Below are 13,667 nucleotides of genomic sequence, written 5' to 3'. Positions count from 1 at the left end.
GTCGTTCGACTTATGGAAGGCAGGCCCACTGCCTGAATGCCAACCAGAAGAGAACGCATCGAATGAGAACCCGCCCGATTCACCACGCCCTGCGCTGTTGCGCGCTGTTGTTGCCCTTGAGCATGGCCCAGGCCGAATCGGCCGCGCGCAGCTACGACCTGGCGCAGGACGATCTTGGCCAGGTGCTGACCCGTTTTGCCGCCCAGGCCGGCGTGGTGCTGTCATTTGACCCGGCGCTGACCCGGGGCCAGCGTAGCGAAGGCCTGCACGGCCAGTACGGGGTCGAGGAGGGCCTGCGCGCCTTGCTCGCCAGCAAGGGCCTGGCACTGATCAAGGAGGCCGACGGGCGCTACAGCCTGGTGCGCGAAGTGAACGAGGCGGGTGCGATCAACCTCAGCGCCACCGAGGTCACCAGCAACCAGCTGGGGACCATCACCGAAGAAAGCCACTCCTACACCCCCGGCACCATTGCCACCGCCACACGCCTGGTATTGACCCCGCGCGAGACGCCGCAGTCGATCACCGTGGTGACCCGCCAGCACATGGATGACTTCGGCCTCAACAACATTGACGACGTGATGCGCCACACCCCGGGCATCACCGTCTCGGCCTATGACACCGAGCGCAACAGCTACTACGCCCGCGGATTTGCCATCAGCAACTTCCAGTACGACGGCATTCCCTCGACTTCGCGCAACGTCGGTTACTCGGCTGGCAACAGCCTCAGCGACATGGCCATCTACGACCGCGTCGAGGTACTCAAGGGCGCCACCGGCTTGCTCACCGGCGCAGGCTCGCTGGGCGCGACCATCAACCTGGTGCGCAAGAAACCCACCGCCGAGTTCAAGGGCCATTTTGATCTGGGCGCCGGCAGCTGGGACAACTACCGCAGCGAACTGGACGTCAGCGGCCCGTTGACCGACAGCGCCAACGTGCGTGGCCGGGCGGTGGCGGCCTATCAGGACAAGCACTCGTTCCTCGACCACTACCAGCGCAAGACCAGCGTCTACTACGGCATCCTCGAGTTCGACCTCGACCCCGACACCCTGCTGACCGTCGGCGCCGACTACCAGGACAACAACCCCAAAGGCTCCAGCTGGTCGGGCACCGTGCCGCTGTACGATGGCAATGGCGACACCAACAATGTCTCGCACCACTTCAACAACGCAGCGAAATGGAGCAGCTGGGAGCAGTACACCCGCACCGTGTTCGCCAGCCTTGAGCATCACCTGGACAACGGCTGGGTGGCCAAGGCCCAGTTCGATCACAAGATCAACGGCTACCACGCGCCGCTCGGCTCGATCCAGGGCTACCAGCCACGCAAGGACGGCACCGCCGGCATCTATGCGCAGAAGTACACCGGCGAAACCGTGAGCGACTCCCTCGACCTGTACCTGAGCGGGCCGTTCCAGCTGTTCGGCCGCGAGCATGAACTGGTGATCGGCAACTCCTATACCGCCTCGCGCTGGAAGGGCAACGACTACCGCGACGTTACCCATGCCAATAACAACATCCTCGACTTTCCCAACTGGGACGGCGACATCGGCGAACCTGACTGGGGCCCGGTGTCGGCGCGCACCGACGACAAGGTTCGCCAGAACGGCACTTACCTCACCGCGCGCCTGCACCCGATCGACGACCTGACCCTGCTGCTCGGCGGGCGCCTGGTCAACTACAGCTACGACGGCATCGACGCCGACAACAAGGAAAACGACCGCCTGATCCCTTACGTAGGCGCGGTCTATGACCTCAACGACACCTATTCGCTGTACGCCAGCTACACCGACATCTTCATGCCTCAGGACAGCTGGTTCCGCGACCGCACCGACCGCCTGCTGGACCCGGACGAAGGGCAGAACTACGAGGTGGGGATCAAGGGCGAGTTCCTCGATGGCCGGGTCAACGCCAGCCTTGCCTATTTCGAGATCCACCAGAGCAACCGCACCGTCGAGGACAACCAGTACAACGGCGACCCGACCAACCCGGCGGTGGGCTTCGCCTGGATGGGCGTCAAAGCCAAGACCAAGGGCTTCGAAGCTGAAGTCTCGGGTGAGCTGGCGCCGGGCTGGCAATTGCAGGGCGGTTACACCCACAAAGTGATTCGCGATGACGAGGGCCAGAAGGTGTCGACCTGGGAGCCGGAAGACCAGGTCAGCTTCTACACCAGCTACAAACTCAAGGGCGCGCTTGATCGCTTGACGGTCGGCGGCGGCGCGCGCTGGCAGGGCAAGGGCTGGCAGGTACTGCGCAACCGCCCCAAGGGCATCGACGAGGAGTTCGCCCAGGACCCGTTCTGGCTGGTGGACCTGATGGCCCGCTACCAGTTCACCGAGCGTTTTTCGGCCACGGTAAATGCCAATAACCTGTTCGATAAACGTTATTACACCAACATCGGTTTTTATAACTCGATGTCGTACGGTGACCCGCGCAATTTGATGCTGACCACGCGCTGGGATTTCTGAACGGTTAAATAAAAAACGCCCCCTTGATCTATAAAAAAGGGGGCGTTCTGTTATTCCGGCTTATATATGCTTATCGAGCGTCAGGCCCGGCTTCTACGGGCGGCTTCAGGATCAGGTAGGCTTTTAGCGCAAGGGCTGCAAAGCAGAAAGCCATGCCGGCAATGAATTGAAATGTAGTCATAAACTGCCCTCCAAAACAATTAACGGACGATTATAACATCTATAAATAATATAACTAGGCGTGGCGTTCGTGTTGCAATAACCAGCGCTTGCGTTCAATACCGCCGCCGTAACCTGTCAGTGCGCCATTGCTGCCCACCAGCCGATGGCAGGGAATGGCCAGGCTCACCGGGTTCAGCGCGTTGGCCAAGCCTACCGCCCGCGCGGCAGCCGGGTTACCCAGCTGTGCAGCAATCTGCCCGTAGGTGCGGGTAGTGCCTGGCGGAATTTCCCGTAACGCCGCCCACACCCGTTGCTGGAACGGCGTGCCGCCGGCATCAACTGCCAGCGCATCAAACGCCTGCAACTGGCCTGAGCAATAAGCCTGCACAGCATCGGCAAGCGCCGTCAGCCCAGCGGTTTCGCGTAATTGCACAGCGGCGCCAAAACGGGTGCGCAGCAACCGCAGCAGGCGTTTTTCTGGCTCATCGAATTCCAGCGCCAACAGCCGTTGGTCATCGCCGACGATCAGCACCTGGCCAATCGGCTCCGGCAGGTGCAGGCGGCGCAGCAGCAGTTCGCTCATGGGCAGTCCTCGTTTCAGGCGTGTTCGATCAGCATCACCGCCAGGGTGTCGGCGGCCAGGGCCTCGAACACGTGCGGGGCGTCGGCCGAATAGCTCATGTAGTCACCGGCCTCCAGGGTCACCGCTTGCTCGAGCGGGCCGACCCGGGCGCGGCCGCTGCAGAGGATCACGTGCTCAAGGGTACCCGGTGGATGCGGTTTTGACCGCCGCGGTTCACCCGGCTGCACCCGCAGCCGGTAGATATCGCGCTGCGCCCCGGCCGGGCAGGCGGCGAGCAGGGTGGCGGCGTAGTGGGCCTGCTCGCTATGGCTGGCGGCGCCTTCAGCGGCGCGAATCACCTGCACGTGCTGGCGCGGCTGGCCCATCAGCCGGCTGACCGGCACCTGCAACGCAGTGGCCAGGGCCCAGAGGGTTTCCAGGCTGGGGTTGCCGACCCCGGACTCCAGTTGCGACAGGGTCGACTTGGCCAGGCCCGCGCGCTTGCCCAGCTCGGTCACCGACAGGCCCAGGCGCTCGCGCTCGCGGCGGATGGCGCTGGCCAGCAGCAGGATAGGGGAATGGGCTTCGATCATGTGTTCTTTATACCGGTCATTTGTTCGTCTTGACGAACGCTACTCATCTGTTCAGCATAGCGGACCTTTGTTCGATATGACAGGAGTCGATACAGCATGCACCTGAAAACACGTGGCACCCTGGAGATGACCGCGGCCATGGTGATCTCCGGCACGGTGGGCTGGTTCGTGCTGGCCGCAGACCAGCCGGCAGCGGCTGTTGTGTTCTGGCGTTGCCTGTTTGGCGCGCTGGCGTTGCTGCTGGCCTGTGCCGGCCTGGGCTTGCTCCGGCGCAGGGTGATTAGCGGCCGCCAGGCGCTGGCGGCGGTGTTGGGCGGGGTCGCGCTGGTGCTGAACTGGGTGTTGCTGTTCAGTGCCTATACCCATGCTTCGATTGCCGTTACCACCGTGGTTTATCACACCCAGCCGTTCATGCTGGTGGGTTTGGGCATGCTGCTGTTCGCCGAGAAGATGACCGTCAACAAGGCCGGCTGGTTGCTGGCGGCGTTCGCCGGGATGCTGCTGATCGTCATGGCCGGATCGAGCGTTGACAGCGTTGCCGGAGACTACCGCCTGGGCGTGCTGATGGCCCTGGGCGCGGCGTTTTTCTATGCCGTCGCTGCCGCTATCACCAAGCGTTTGCAGGGGGTGGCGCCGCACCTGATCGTGTTGATCCAGATGCTGGTCGGGGTGCTGCTGTTGGCGCCGTTTGCGCAGCTGCCGGGGTTGGCCCTGGCGCCTGCTACCTGGGCACTGCTGGCCACGATCGGCATCGTCCACACCGGCTTGATGTCGACCCTGCTGTACAGCGCCATCCAGAAAATCCCCACCAGCCTGGTCGGCGCCTTGTCGTTCATCTATCCGGTGGTGGCGATCCTGGTCGACTGGCTGGCTCTGGGACATCCGCTGAGTGCGCTGCAACTGGCCGGTTCCGGCTTGATATTGCTGGCGGCGGCGGGGATGACCTTTGGCTGGATGCTGCGGATCACGACCGCTGCGCGGCCGATCGCTGGCAAGGCCAGCTCCCACGGGGATCGCTGAGCACCTCAGGATTATCCATCAGAACCAGCGGTCATTCTTTTTGCGCCCACGGCTCAAGGCCGGCAAGATCAAGCCCGCCAGCAAACCGGCACCGGCGATGCCGCCGCCGTACACCATGTAGCGCATCAACACCTGTTTGTTCTCGTCACCCAGGCGCGCCTGGGTGCTGCGCAGTTCCGACTGGGCGTCGCTCAGCTCGGCATTGAGCGCCTTGCTGCGTGCTTGCAGTTCGTCGATCAGCGCCTTGCGCGAGTCGAGGGTCTCTTGCATGCCTTGCACGCGGGTCTTCCAGCTGTCGTCGATGGTCTTGAGCTGTTCGCTGAGCTGGGTCACCTGCTCGGTCAGTTGCGGCAGGCGCTCGGCCTGGCCGGGCACGGCCTGCAGGTCGCTGCTGGTGATCCACACGGTGTCGCCGGATTCGCCGCGCACCTGGCTGTAGTTACCCTGGGTGGTCAGTAGTGTGACCTTTTGCCCGGACTTGAGGTTGCCGACAATGCGGTGGCCGTCGGTAGGGCCGCTACGCACGTAGGTGCTCAAGCTGTCGCTGACCCAGCGCTCGCTGCTGGGCGCGGCCTCTTCGGCATGCAGCGGGTTGGCCAAAACCAGCAGGGCGCCTATCAGGCTGCCGGTCAGCAGGCGGCGCGCGCCCGGGTTGCAGGAGGAAAACAGCGCGGGCGCCGCAGAAACGGGACGAGAGATAGGCATGATGGTCTTCGCGTGAAATAAACAATAAAAGCCCGATGACTGGGCCGGTGAACAGTCGGCGTGCGCGCAGGCCGCCTGCTGAAAGACCATATTTCTGCGGGCAGGTTCACTGAAGGGGGTAGGAAAATAGCAGCAAATGTTGCGGGCACAGGCTGTGCCCGCAAGCGGGGGCGGGGCTTGAATCAGCTCACGACCCGGTAGCAGGGCACGTATTCGGCACCGCCCGGCAGTTTCATTCGGTGCTGGTCGACGAACGCCTGCAGCAGGTGGCCGAGGGGTTCGAGCACGGCGCTGTCACCTTTGATTTCGTACGGGCCTTTCTCTTCGATCAGGCGGATGCCCTTGTCCTTGACGTTGCCGGCGACAATCCCGGAAAACGCCCGGCGCAGGTTGGCGGCCAGTTCGTGAGGCGGTAGCGCGCGGCTGAGCTTGAGCCCGGCCATGTTCTCGTGGGTCGGGTCGAAGGGGCGCTGGAAGCCTTCTTCAATCTTCAGCAGCCAGTTGAAGTGGAAGGCGTCGTTGCGCTCGCGGCGAAACTGCTTGACCTCCTTGAGCCCGTCGACCATCTGCCGGGCCACTTCGGCCGGGTCGTCGATGATGATCTGGTAGTGCGCCTGCGCCTCGTCGCCCAGGGTCGCGCGCACGAAGGCATGCAGTTGCTGCAGGTACGGCGCGGCGCTCTTGGGCCCGGTGAGGATGACCGGGAACGGCAGGCCGCGGTTGTCCGGGTGCATGAGAATGCCGAGCAGGTACAGGAACTCTTCGGCGGTACCGGCGCCGCCAGGGAAGATGATGATGCCGTGGCCGACGCGGACGAAGGCTTCAAGACGCTTTTCGATGTCCGGCAGGATCACCAGTTCGTTGACGATCGGGTTCGGCGCTTCGGCGGCGATGATGCCAGGCTCGGTCAGGCCCAGGTAACGGCTGCCGCTCATGCGCTGCTTGGCGTGGGCGATGGTCGCGCCCTTCATCGGGCCTTTCATCACGCCCGGGCCGCAGCCGGTGCAGACGTCCAGCTTGCGCAGGCCGAGCTCGTGGCCGACCTTCTTGGTGTACTGGTATTCCTCGGTGCTGATCGAGTGACCGCCCCAGCACACGACCATTTTCGGCTCCACGCCAGGGCGCAGGGTGCGGGCGTTGCGCAGCAGGTGGAAGACGTAGTCGGTGATGCCCTGGGAGCTTTCCAGGTCGATGCGCTGGCTGGCCAGTTCGCTTTCGGTGTAGACGATGTCGCGCAGGGCGCTGAAGAGCATTTCACGGGTGCTGGCGATCATTTCGCCGTCGACGAAGGCATCGGCCGGGGCGTTCAGCAGTTCCAGGCGCACGCCGCGGTCCTGCTGGTGAATGCGTACCTCGAAGTCCTTGTAGGCTTCGAGGATGGTCTTGGCGTTGTCGACGTGCGCGCCGGTGTTGAGGATTGCCAGCGCGCACTGGCGGAACAGGGTGTACAGGCTGCCGGAACCGGCTTCACTCAGTTGCTGTACTTCACGTTGAGACAGTGTTTCCAGGCTGCCTTTTGGGCTGACAGATGCATTGATAACTTCACGTTGGGGCATTCTGGGTTTCCTGTGAGCGGGTAAACGTCCATCTTCAGAACACCACCATACCGACAAATTGTCGCAGCAACGAGTGCCTTTCGCTGTCAGGCCTTCCAGCCGACCGCCTGCAGGGCCTCAAGCAAACGCTCGGGGCGCAGCGCCAGGACCTTGCTGCCATGGGCCTCGAGGTCGGTGGCAGCCAGCAGGGCATTGACGATGGCTTCCTCGACGGCGTCCGCCGCTGCGCTGAACAACGCCGAGATATGGTCGTTGTTGACCATCTCAACTGTGCTGGTCGGCGCGCCGGGGTGGCCGAAGTTGGCTGCCGGCAGGCTGTTGCCGGTAGAGAAGGCGATGAAGATGTCGCCACTGGAGTCCTCGGTGCCGCCGCCGACCCGTGCCAGGCCGACGCTGGCCCGTTGCGCCAGGCGCGTGCATTGGTGCGGCAGCAGCGGGGCGTCGGTGGCCAGGGTGATGACAATCGAGCCCATGCCCGGCTCGCCGACATTGCGCGGCGCGCTGAACGGCGAATGCACCTCGCCCAGCACCTGGCCGACTGGGTAGCCGGCCACCCGCAGGGCGCCGCGTACGCCATAGTTGGCCTGCACCAGGACGCCGACGGTCCAGCCGCCGGCCGCGCGGTCCAGGACCCGCGACGAGGTACCGATACCGCCCTTGAACTCGTGGCAGATCATCCCGGTACCGCCGCCGACGCACCCTTCGGCCACCGGCCCCGATTGCGCCGCGGCCAGTGCGGCGTGGACATGCTCGGCCGTTACGTGCTGGCCCCAGATGTCGTTGAGCACGCCGTCGTAGGTTTCCAGTACCGTCGGCATGCACCAGTAGGTGCGGGCCTTGGCCATCTCGCGCTCGGCCGCCACCAGCGCATCGCGGACCACGCCGACGCTGTGGGTGTTGGTGTAGGCAATCGGCGTGGTCAGCAGGCCGGCTTCGCGAATCCACTCAAGGCCGGTGGCATCGCCGTTGCCGTTGAGCACGTGCACACCGGCAAAACACGGCTGCAGGCTGGCGGCCTGGGCTCGTGGTTCGATCACCGTGACGCCGGTATTGACCGCGTGGTCGCCGCTGCCGCGCTGCACGGTGTGATGGCCGACACGCACGCCCGGCACGTCGGTAATGGCGTTGAACGCGCCAGGGGTGCCGACGCCGATACGAATGCCCAGATCACGTACACGCATTGATTCACAGCTCCTGTTGGAAGGTTCGAGGGGCGCGCAAGGGCCGTTGTTCGCAGCGCATGACAAGTGCTTGAGCAACGGCAATACTGCGTGCCGGTGTGCAGAGTCTAGGAGCCCGACCTGCCGCTGGCGATTCCCCCCAATCGTTACCCCCTAGGAGTTACCGGTGAACCTGCTATTCGAAGCCGCTGCCCACCACCATGGCCTGGCCCGGGTCATCGACCAGCTGGGCAAGCCGGGGTTCTGGCATCAACTGATCGTGCTGCTCGATCAACTGCTGCCGTGCGACACCGCCCTGGCCTTGCTGGTGGAGCGCGAGGGCGCGCCGCAGGTGCTGGAGGAATTCGACCGCGGCTTTCGCGATGCGCCGGCGGCAGCACCCCTGTACCTGGGCGGCCTGTACCTGCTCGACCCGTTCATCCAGGCCATGCGCGACGGCCTTGCCGATGGCGTGTACCGCATGGAAGAGGTCGCCCCGGACGAGTTTCGCAAGAGCGACTACTTCAACAACTACTTTCGTGCCCTGGTCGGCGAGGACGAGCTGCAACTGATCCTCAACCTCGATGCGGGCAAGGTCCTGGCCATCTCGCTGGGCGCCAACCAGCGTTACAACACCGCGGCCATAGGCCAGCTGAGCCTGCTGGCGCCGTGGCTGCTGGCCTTGATGCGCCAGCACTGGCACCAGCAGCATCCCCGGCAGGTTGCCGAGCATTCGACCCCGGTCGAGCGGGCGCTGGAGCATTTTGGCAGCGACACGCTGTCGGCGCGTGAGCTGGAAACCGCCCGCCTGGTGCTGCGCGGCAACTCCAGCAAGGCCATCGCCAAGCGCCTGGACATCTCCCAGGAGACGGTCAAGGTGCACCGGCGCAACCTCTACAGCAAGCTTGGGGTCTCGTCCCAATCGGAGCTGTTCAGCCTGTTTTTGCAACACCTGGGACAACATGACCATCAGGAGTGAATGATGCTACGGATACTCGGCAAGGCTTCATCGATCAACGTGCGCAAGGTGCTGTGGACCTGCGCCGAATTGCAGTTGCCGTTCGAACGCGAGGATTGGGGCTCGGGCTTTCGCTCGACCGAAGATGAGGCGTTCCTGGCGCTGAACCCCAACGCCATGGTGCCGGTGATCGTCGACGGCGATTTTGTCTTGTGGGAGTCCAACAGCATCATCCGCTACCTCGCCGCCCAGTATGGCGGCCTGGCGTTGTACCCGGCCGAACCGAAGGCGCGGGCGCGGGTTGATCAATGGCTGGATTGGCAGGCCACCGACCTCAACGGTTCGTGGAGCTACGCCTTTGTCTCGTTGGTGCGCAAGGCACCGACCCACCAGGACCCGCAAGCGCTGGCGGCGGGTTGCCGCAACTGGGCGAAGCACATGACCATCCTCGAACGTCAGCTGGAACGTACCGGGGCCTATGTCAGTGGCCAGGACTTTGCCCTGGCGGACATCGCCATCGGCCTGTCGGTCAACCGCTGGCTGCAGACCCCCATGGAGCGCCCGGCGTTGCCGGCGGTCGAGGCTTACTATGAGCGCCTGAACGAGCGTGAAGGCTATCGCTTGCATGGGCGCAACGGGTTGCCGTGAGGCCAACTTTAAGCACTGCGTAGGACCTGTGGGAGCCGGACTTGCCGGCGATCGAGCGCGCAGCGGTCGCAATTCAGGCAACACTGTGTGTGCTGCCTGCACCGGCTTCATCGCTGGCAAGCCAGCTCCCACAGGTCCGGCGTACACAAATCCACTGTGGAGCGGCGGGGCGACGCCTCGACTTGCCCCGCGATTCTACTTGGCCAGAGCCGTGAGGATCTGATGCGCCACCTTCACCCGCTCGGCAATCGGGTAGTTCTTGTTCGCCAGCAACACAATGGCGATGCGTTTTGATGGCACGAACGCCACGTAGGCACCAAAACCATCGGTCGAGCCGGTCTTGTTCAAGAAGGTGTCGGCTGGCAGCGGCCGCGCCGGTTTCAGCCAGCTCACAGGTTGCGGCTCCAGCACCATCGACGGCGCATTGCCGGCCTGCAACTGCTCAAGGCTGACCGGGTAGGCATACTGCTCCCAACCCAGGCCCTGGGTCATGGCACCGACCTGGTAATAGCCGGTCTGGGTGGTGGCGATGGCCCGTTGCAGCGGTTTGCTCAGGCTTTGCGGCTGCATGTTCAGGTCCAGGTAGTGGAGCAGGTCCACGGCGGTCACTTTCAATCCATAGGCCTCGCCATCCAGCGGCCCGGGGCCGACGCGCACCGCTTGGTCCTGCTTGTTGTATCCCTGGGCATAGTTGCCCATCTGCGCGCCAGGCACTTGCAGGTAGCTGTGCTGCAGGCCCAGTTGCGGCAGCAGCTGTTGTTCCATCAACTGGGCGAACGGCGTTCCCAGGCTTTTCGCCGTGAGGTAGCCGAACAGGCCCAGGCTGGGGTTGGAATACAAGCGCTGAGTGCCCGGCGCGTAGTCGGCTTTCCAGTGGCCGTAGTAGCCGGCCAGGTCGGCTTCGCCCTTGACCGCGTCAGGGAACTGCAAGGGCAGGCCGCCCGCGCTGTAAGTACCAAGGTTGAGCAGGGTGATGCCATCGAACGCGGTGCCTTTGAGTGCGGGCCAGTGCTTGCTGGCCGTATCGCCAAGGCTCAGCTTGCCACTGGCCTGGGCAAAGCCTGCAAGGGTAGCGGTGAAGGTTTTGCTCACCGAGCCGATCTCGAACAGGGTGTCGGCATTGACTGGCTGGCCGCTCTGTTTCGAGGCCACTCCGTAGTTAAAGTAGTGCTGCTGGCCATCGACGCTGATAGCCACGGCCATGCCGGGGATTGCCTGTTGCTGCATCAGCGGGCGCACGGCGGCGCTCACCGTTGACTCCAGCGGCGTCTGCGCAAGGCTTTGCCCGGCAACCAGACAAAGGGTAAAGGCAGCCAGAATCCCTGGCTTGAGGTTGGTTTTTTGGTGCATGATCGGCAACCTTTCCTTAAGTGGACTGTTGTGAGCCTGGCTGCAGCAGGGAGCGCCAATCTAGGCGCTTTGCCCAGGTTGCACAAACGATGATATTTCGCAGCAGCCATTAGAAAAATTTGGGAGTCTGCATGATCCGACCACACCTGCCCCTGAATGCCCTGCGTGCCTTCGAGGCCTCGGCCCGGCATTTGAGCTTTACCCGCGCGGCCATCGAGTTGTGCGTGACCCAGGCGGCGGTCAGCCATCAGGTCAAGAGCCTCGAGGCCCAGCTCAAGGTCGCCCTGTTCAAGCGCCTGCCGCGCGGGCTGATGCTCACCCGTGAAGGCGAAACCTTGCTGCCGGTGTTGCGCGAATGCTTCGACCGCATCGCCCAGACCCTCGACTGCTTCGATGGCGGCCACTACCGCGAAGTACTCACCGTCGGCGCGGTGGGCACCTTTGCGCTCGGCTGGCTGCTGCCACGCCTGCCCGAGTTCCAGGCCCTGCACCCGTTTATCGATTTGCGCCTGTCGACCAACAACAACCGCGTCGATATCGCCGCCGAAGGCCTGGACTACGCCATCCGCTTTGGCAGCGGCGCCTGGCATGGCATCGATGCCCAGCCGTTGCTGGAGGCGCCGCTGTCGGTGTTGTGCGTGCCGTCGATTGCCGTGCAGTTGCACAGCCCGGCCGACCTGCTGCAACACACCCTGCTGCGTTCCTACCGCAGCGATGAGTGGTCCGAATGGTTCCAGGCCGCTGGCCTGCCGGGCGCGGTACAGCCGTCGCGGACCATGGTCTTCGATTCGTCGCTGGGGATGATGGACGCCGCCCTGCAAGGCGCCGGTGTGGCCCTGGCGCCACCGCTTATGTTCGAACGCCTGCTGGCCAGCGATGCCATTCGCCAGCCATTTGCCCTGGGCATCAGTACCGGCAGCTACTGGCTGACGCGCCTGCAGTCCAAGGCCGAAAGCCCGGCGATGGCGGCGTTCAAAGCCTGGCTGTTGAAGGCAGCTACAGGCTGAAACGCGAAGGCCGGCAGCCTTGCAGCTCGGGCGCCAGTCGGCTGTCGATCAGCTCTTGCGCCACCAGTCGGCCGACCACGGCCGCCAGGGTCACGCCCGAGTGCATCACCGCCAGGTACAGGCCGCTGACAGTTGGCAAGGCACCGATAATGGGGATGCGATCATCCGGCATGGGTCGCCAGCCAACCTCGGTACTGATTAGCTCAAGGCCCTGGCCGCCGTGCAAACTGTTGCGGATGGTAGTGCGCGCCCGCTGGGCAATGCCCTCGGGACCGTCTTCGCCGTCGGCGTCGAGGTAGTCTTCGGCGGCCAGGATCAGCTCCGGCGTCGGTTGGCGGATTTCCAGTTCGCTGCTGGCGATCAGGGTGTGCACCAGCCGCTGTTGCGCCCGCAGGCGGATCAGGATCGACGGCGACGGATGCAGTGGCAAGCTGATGCCCAAGGGCTGCAGCAAGGCCTTGCACGCGGTGCCTGCCGCTACGACCAGGCGCTCGCAACTGATCCGTCCCTCTGCGCTGACAAGCGCGGCGACGGCGCCGTCCCGGCATTCAATCGCCAGCACCTGCGTGTCGCTCAGCACCCTGGCGCCGTTGGCCTGGGCGCGTTCCAGCAGCAAACGGGTCATCGCCAGCGGGTCGATTGAGCCTTCCTGCGGTGCAAACAGCGCCTGTTGCAGTGGCGCTTTGAACTGCGGCTCAAGCTTTCGCACGCGAGCCGGGTCGATCGGCTCGACGCCAGCGGCGGGCGAGGGCGCTGCACTGAACGACAGTGCGCCGCTCCAGTTGATCGGCGCCGTGCCCAGCTCATCTTGCAGGCGGTGATACTCGCCAATCGCCAGAGTGCGCAAGGCGGCGAATTCGCCAGGCTGCGGCGCCGTGGTGTTGATCCAGCCAAAGGCTCGCGAGGTGACCCCCAGGCCCGGCTGGCCCTTGTCGATCACTGTCACCTGGGTGTGCTTGCTCAGGTGGTAGGCAATCGAGGCGCCGACGATTCCGGCGCCGATGACCACCACGTGCGGGCGCTCGGCCTCGGCTGTCATTGGCGATTCTCCGGCCAGGTGGCGGTCGGGAAGTAGCTTTCCATGCCCGGCTCCTTGTGCTCGACGCCGTCGCGTTGCCAGTAGCAGGTCAGGCGCGCGTAGTTGTCCAGGTCGCCGTGGATCAGGCAGGTCGAACGGTGACCGGGCCAAGTGAAACGCAGCACCTTGGCCTTGGCAATGGCCGCGACCTCGACCTGGCCGATGGCGGTGCGGGTCTTGCCGTCAATGGTCGTTGCCAGCTGCAGTTGCCCGCCTGCATAGCGCAGCGTGGCCCGGCCCGAATACGTGACGCCGTTGTCCGGCGCTTTGCCGATCAGTGCATAAGGCCCGACCACGAAGCCGTACAGCGGGTCCGGATAGTCCTCGTCATCGGCTACGCAAACCGTGCCGACCAGCAACAGACTCAGCAGCAACAGCCTCATGGCGGACACGGGGCAATCCTTTT

Annotated in this window: 13 protein-coding genes; 5 read left to right on the top strand and 8 right to left on the bottom strand. The window is 64.2% G+C overall.

What is annotated here, in order from left to right; all coding sequences use genetic code 11:
• Positions 1–62 precede the first annotated feature (62 nt).
• Positions 63–2,462: a TonB-dependent siderophore receptor gene (locus tag ACIOVF_RS01915; RefSeq protein ID WP_401287032.1), complete on the top strand. Its 2,400-nt coding sequence runs from the start codon at positions 63–65 to the stop codon at positions 2,460–2,462.
• A gap of 235 nt (positions 2,463–2,697) precedes the next feature.
• Here ACIOVF_RS01915 and ACIOVF_RS01910 read toward each other — a convergent pair whose 3' ends face one another.
• Together ACIOVF_RS01910 and ACIOVF_RS01905 are read right to left on the bottom strand one after the other, a co-directional pair.
• Entirely contained in the window at positions 2,698–3,207 is a 510-nt protein-coding gene (locus ACIOVF_RS01910) for a methylated-DNA--[protein]-cysteine S-methyltransferase (protein WP_213604021.1), read from the bottom strand.
• Between the two features lie 14 nt (positions 3,208–3,221).
• Positions 3,222–3,779, bottom strand: coding sequence for a helix-turn-helix domain-containing protein (locus ACIOVF_RS01905; protein ID WP_213604023.1), 558 nt, complete (start codon positions 3,777–3,779; stop codon positions 3,222–3,224).
• Between the two features lie 96 nt (positions 3,780–3,875).
• Between ACIOVF_RS01905 and ACIOVF_RS01900 the strand changes: the two genes are divergently transcribed.
• Positions 3,876–4,799, top strand: a complete 924-nt coding sequence (locus ACIOVF_RS01900) for a DMT family transporter (RefSeq protein ID WP_045194109.1) — start codon at positions 3,876–3,878, stop codon at positions 4,797–4,799.
• A gap of 18 nt (positions 4,800–4,817) precedes the next feature.
• Here the strand turns inward: ACIOVF_RS01900 and ACIOVF_RS01895 are convergent, their stop codons facing one another.
• The 3 genes from ACIOVF_RS01895 to ACIOVF_RS01885 form a co-directional block, all read right to left on the bottom strand.
• Complete coding sequence (locus ACIOVF_RS01895; protein ID WP_045195640.1) at positions 4,818–5,504, bottom strand: TIGR04211 family SH3 domain-containing protein; 687 nt, start codon at positions 5,502–5,504, stop codon at positions 4,818–4,820.
• A gap of 182 nt (positions 5,505–5,686) precedes the next feature.
• Positions 5,687–7,060 carry a nucleotide 5'-monophosphate nucleosidase PpnN gene (gene ppnN / locus ACIOVF_RS01890; RefSeq protein WP_045194108.1) on the bottom strand — a complete coding sequence of 458 codons (1,374 nt, stop codon included), beginning with the start codon at positions 7,058–7,060 and terminating at the stop codon, positions 5,687–5,689.
• 86 nt (positions 7,061–7,146) lie between these two features.
• Positions 7,147–8,241 carry a P1 family peptidase gene (locus tag ACIOVF_RS01885; protein ID WP_045194107.1) on the bottom strand — a complete coding sequence of 365 codons (1,095 nt, stop codon included), beginning with the start codon at positions 8,239–8,241 and terminating at the stop codon, positions 7,147–7,149.
• A 166-nt stretch (positions 8,242–8,407) separates the two neighbouring features.
• Between ACIOVF_RS01885 and ACIOVF_RS01880 the strand changes: the two genes are divergently transcribed.
• Positions 8,408–9,199, top strand: coding sequence for a helix-turn-helix transcriptional regulator (locus ACIOVF_RS01880; RefSeq protein ID WP_045194106.1), 792 nt, complete (start codon positions 8,408–8,410; stop codon positions 9,197–9,199).
• Positions 9,200–9,202: 3 nt separating this feature from the next.
• Positions 9,203–9,826: a glutathione S-transferase family protein gene (locus ACIOVF_RS01875; RefSeq protein ID WP_401287025.1), complete on the top strand. Its 624-nt coding sequence runs from the start codon at positions 9,203–9,205 to the stop codon at positions 9,824–9,826.
• Positions 9,827–10,021: 195 nt separating this feature from the next.
• Here the strand turns inward: ACIOVF_RS01875 and ampC are convergent, their stop codons facing one another.
• Positions 10,022–11,176: a class C beta-lactamase gene (gene ampC, locus ACIOVF_RS01870; protein WP_401287023.1), complete on the bottom strand. Its 1,155-nt coding sequence runs from the start codon at positions 11,174–11,176 to the stop codon at positions 10,022–10,024.
• Between the two features lie 131 nt (positions 11,177–11,307).
• Between ampC and ACIOVF_RS01865 the strand changes: the two genes are divergently transcribed.
• Positions 11,308–12,183 (top strand): LysR family transcriptional regulator, encoded by an 876-nt coding sequence (locus ACIOVF_RS01865; protein WP_401287020.1) that lies wholly within the window; start codon positions 11,308–11,310, stop codon positions 12,181–12,183.
• On the opposite strand, the gene ACIOVF_RS01860 is transcribed toward ACIOVF_RS01865, so the two are convergent.
• Positions 12,173–13,222 carry an NAD(P)/FAD-dependent oxidoreductase gene (locus ACIOVF_RS01860; RefSeq protein WP_401287017.1) on the bottom strand — a complete coding sequence of 350 codons (1,050 nt, stop codon included), beginning with the start codon at positions 13,220–13,222 and terminating at the stop codon, positions 12,173–12,175. The two genes, ACIOVF_RS01865 and ACIOVF_RS01860, sit on opposite strands and share 11 nt — an antisense overlap.
• Positions 13,219–13,644 (bottom strand): hypothetical protein, encoded by a 426-nt coding sequence (locus ACIOVF_RS01855; RefSeq protein WP_052676464.1) that lies wholly within the window; start codon positions 13,642–13,644, stop codon positions 13,219–13,221. Before ACIOVF_RS01855 ends, ACIOVF_RS01860 begins: the two co-directional genes overlap by 4 nt.
• Between the last annotated feature and the right edge of the window lie 23 nt (positions 13,645–13,667).

This window comes from Pseudomonas sp. NPDC087612, assembly GCF_044743505.1.
GTDB lineage: Bacteria > Pseudomonadota > Gammaproteobacteria > Pseudomonadales > Pseudomonadaceae > Aquipseudomonas.
This window is presented reverse-complemented; position numbering and strand designations above follow the sequence as displayed.

What these genes read in the sequence shown, in the direction of transcription:
- ACIOVF_RS01915 (WP_401287032.1), top strand. Translation starts at nt 63, where the DNA reads ATGAGAACCCGCCCGATTCACCACGCCCTGCGCTGTTGCGCGCTGTTG.
- ACIOVF_RS01910 (WP_213604021.1), bottom strand. Translation starts at nt 3,207, where the DNA reads ATGAGCGAACTGCTGCTGCGCCGCCTGCACCTGCCGGAGCCGATTGGC.
- ACIOVF_RS01905 (WP_213604023.1), bottom strand. Translation starts at nt 3,779, where the DNA reads ATGATCGAAGCCCATTCCCCTATCCTGCTGCTGGCCAGCGCCATCCGC.
- ACIOVF_RS01900 (WP_045194109.1), top strand. Translation starts at nt 3,876, where the DNA reads ATGCACCTGAAAACACGTGGCACCCTGGAGATGACCGCGGCCATGGTG.
- ACIOVF_RS01895 (WP_045195640.1), bottom strand. Translation starts at nt 5,504, where the DNA reads ATGCCTATCTCTCGTCCCGTTTCTGCGGCGCCCGCGCTGTTTTCCTCC.
- ppnN (WP_045194108.1), bottom strand. Translation starts at nt 7,060, where the DNA reads ATGCCCCAACGTGAAGTTATCAATGCATCTGTCAGCCCAAAAGGCAGC.
- ACIOVF_RS01885 (WP_045194107.1), bottom strand. Translation starts at nt 8,241, where the DNA reads ATGCGTGTACGTGATCTGGGCATTCGTATCGGCGTCGGCACCCCTGGC.
- ACIOVF_RS01875 (WP_401287025.1), top strand. Translation starts at nt 9,203, where the DNA reads ATGCTACGGATACTCGGCAAGGCTTCATCGATCAACGTGCGCAAGGTG.
- ampC (WP_401287023.1), bottom strand. Translation starts at nt 11,176, where the DNA reads ATGCACCAAAAAACCAACCTCAAGCCAGGGATTCTGGCTGCCTTTACC.
- ACIOVF_RS01865 (WP_401287020.1), top strand. Translation starts at nt 11,308, where the DNA reads ATGATCCGACCACACCTGCCCCTGAATGCCCTGCGTGCCTTCGAGGCC.
- ACIOVF_RS01860 (WP_401287017.1), bottom strand. Translation starts at nt 13,222, where the DNA reads ATGACAGCCGAGGCCGAGCGCCCGCACGTGGTGGTCATCGGCGCCGGA.
- ACIOVF_RS01855 (WP_052676464.1), bottom strand. Translation starts at nt 13,644, where the DNA reads ATGAGGCTGTTGCTGCTGAGTCTGTTGCTGGTCGGCACGGTTTGCGTA.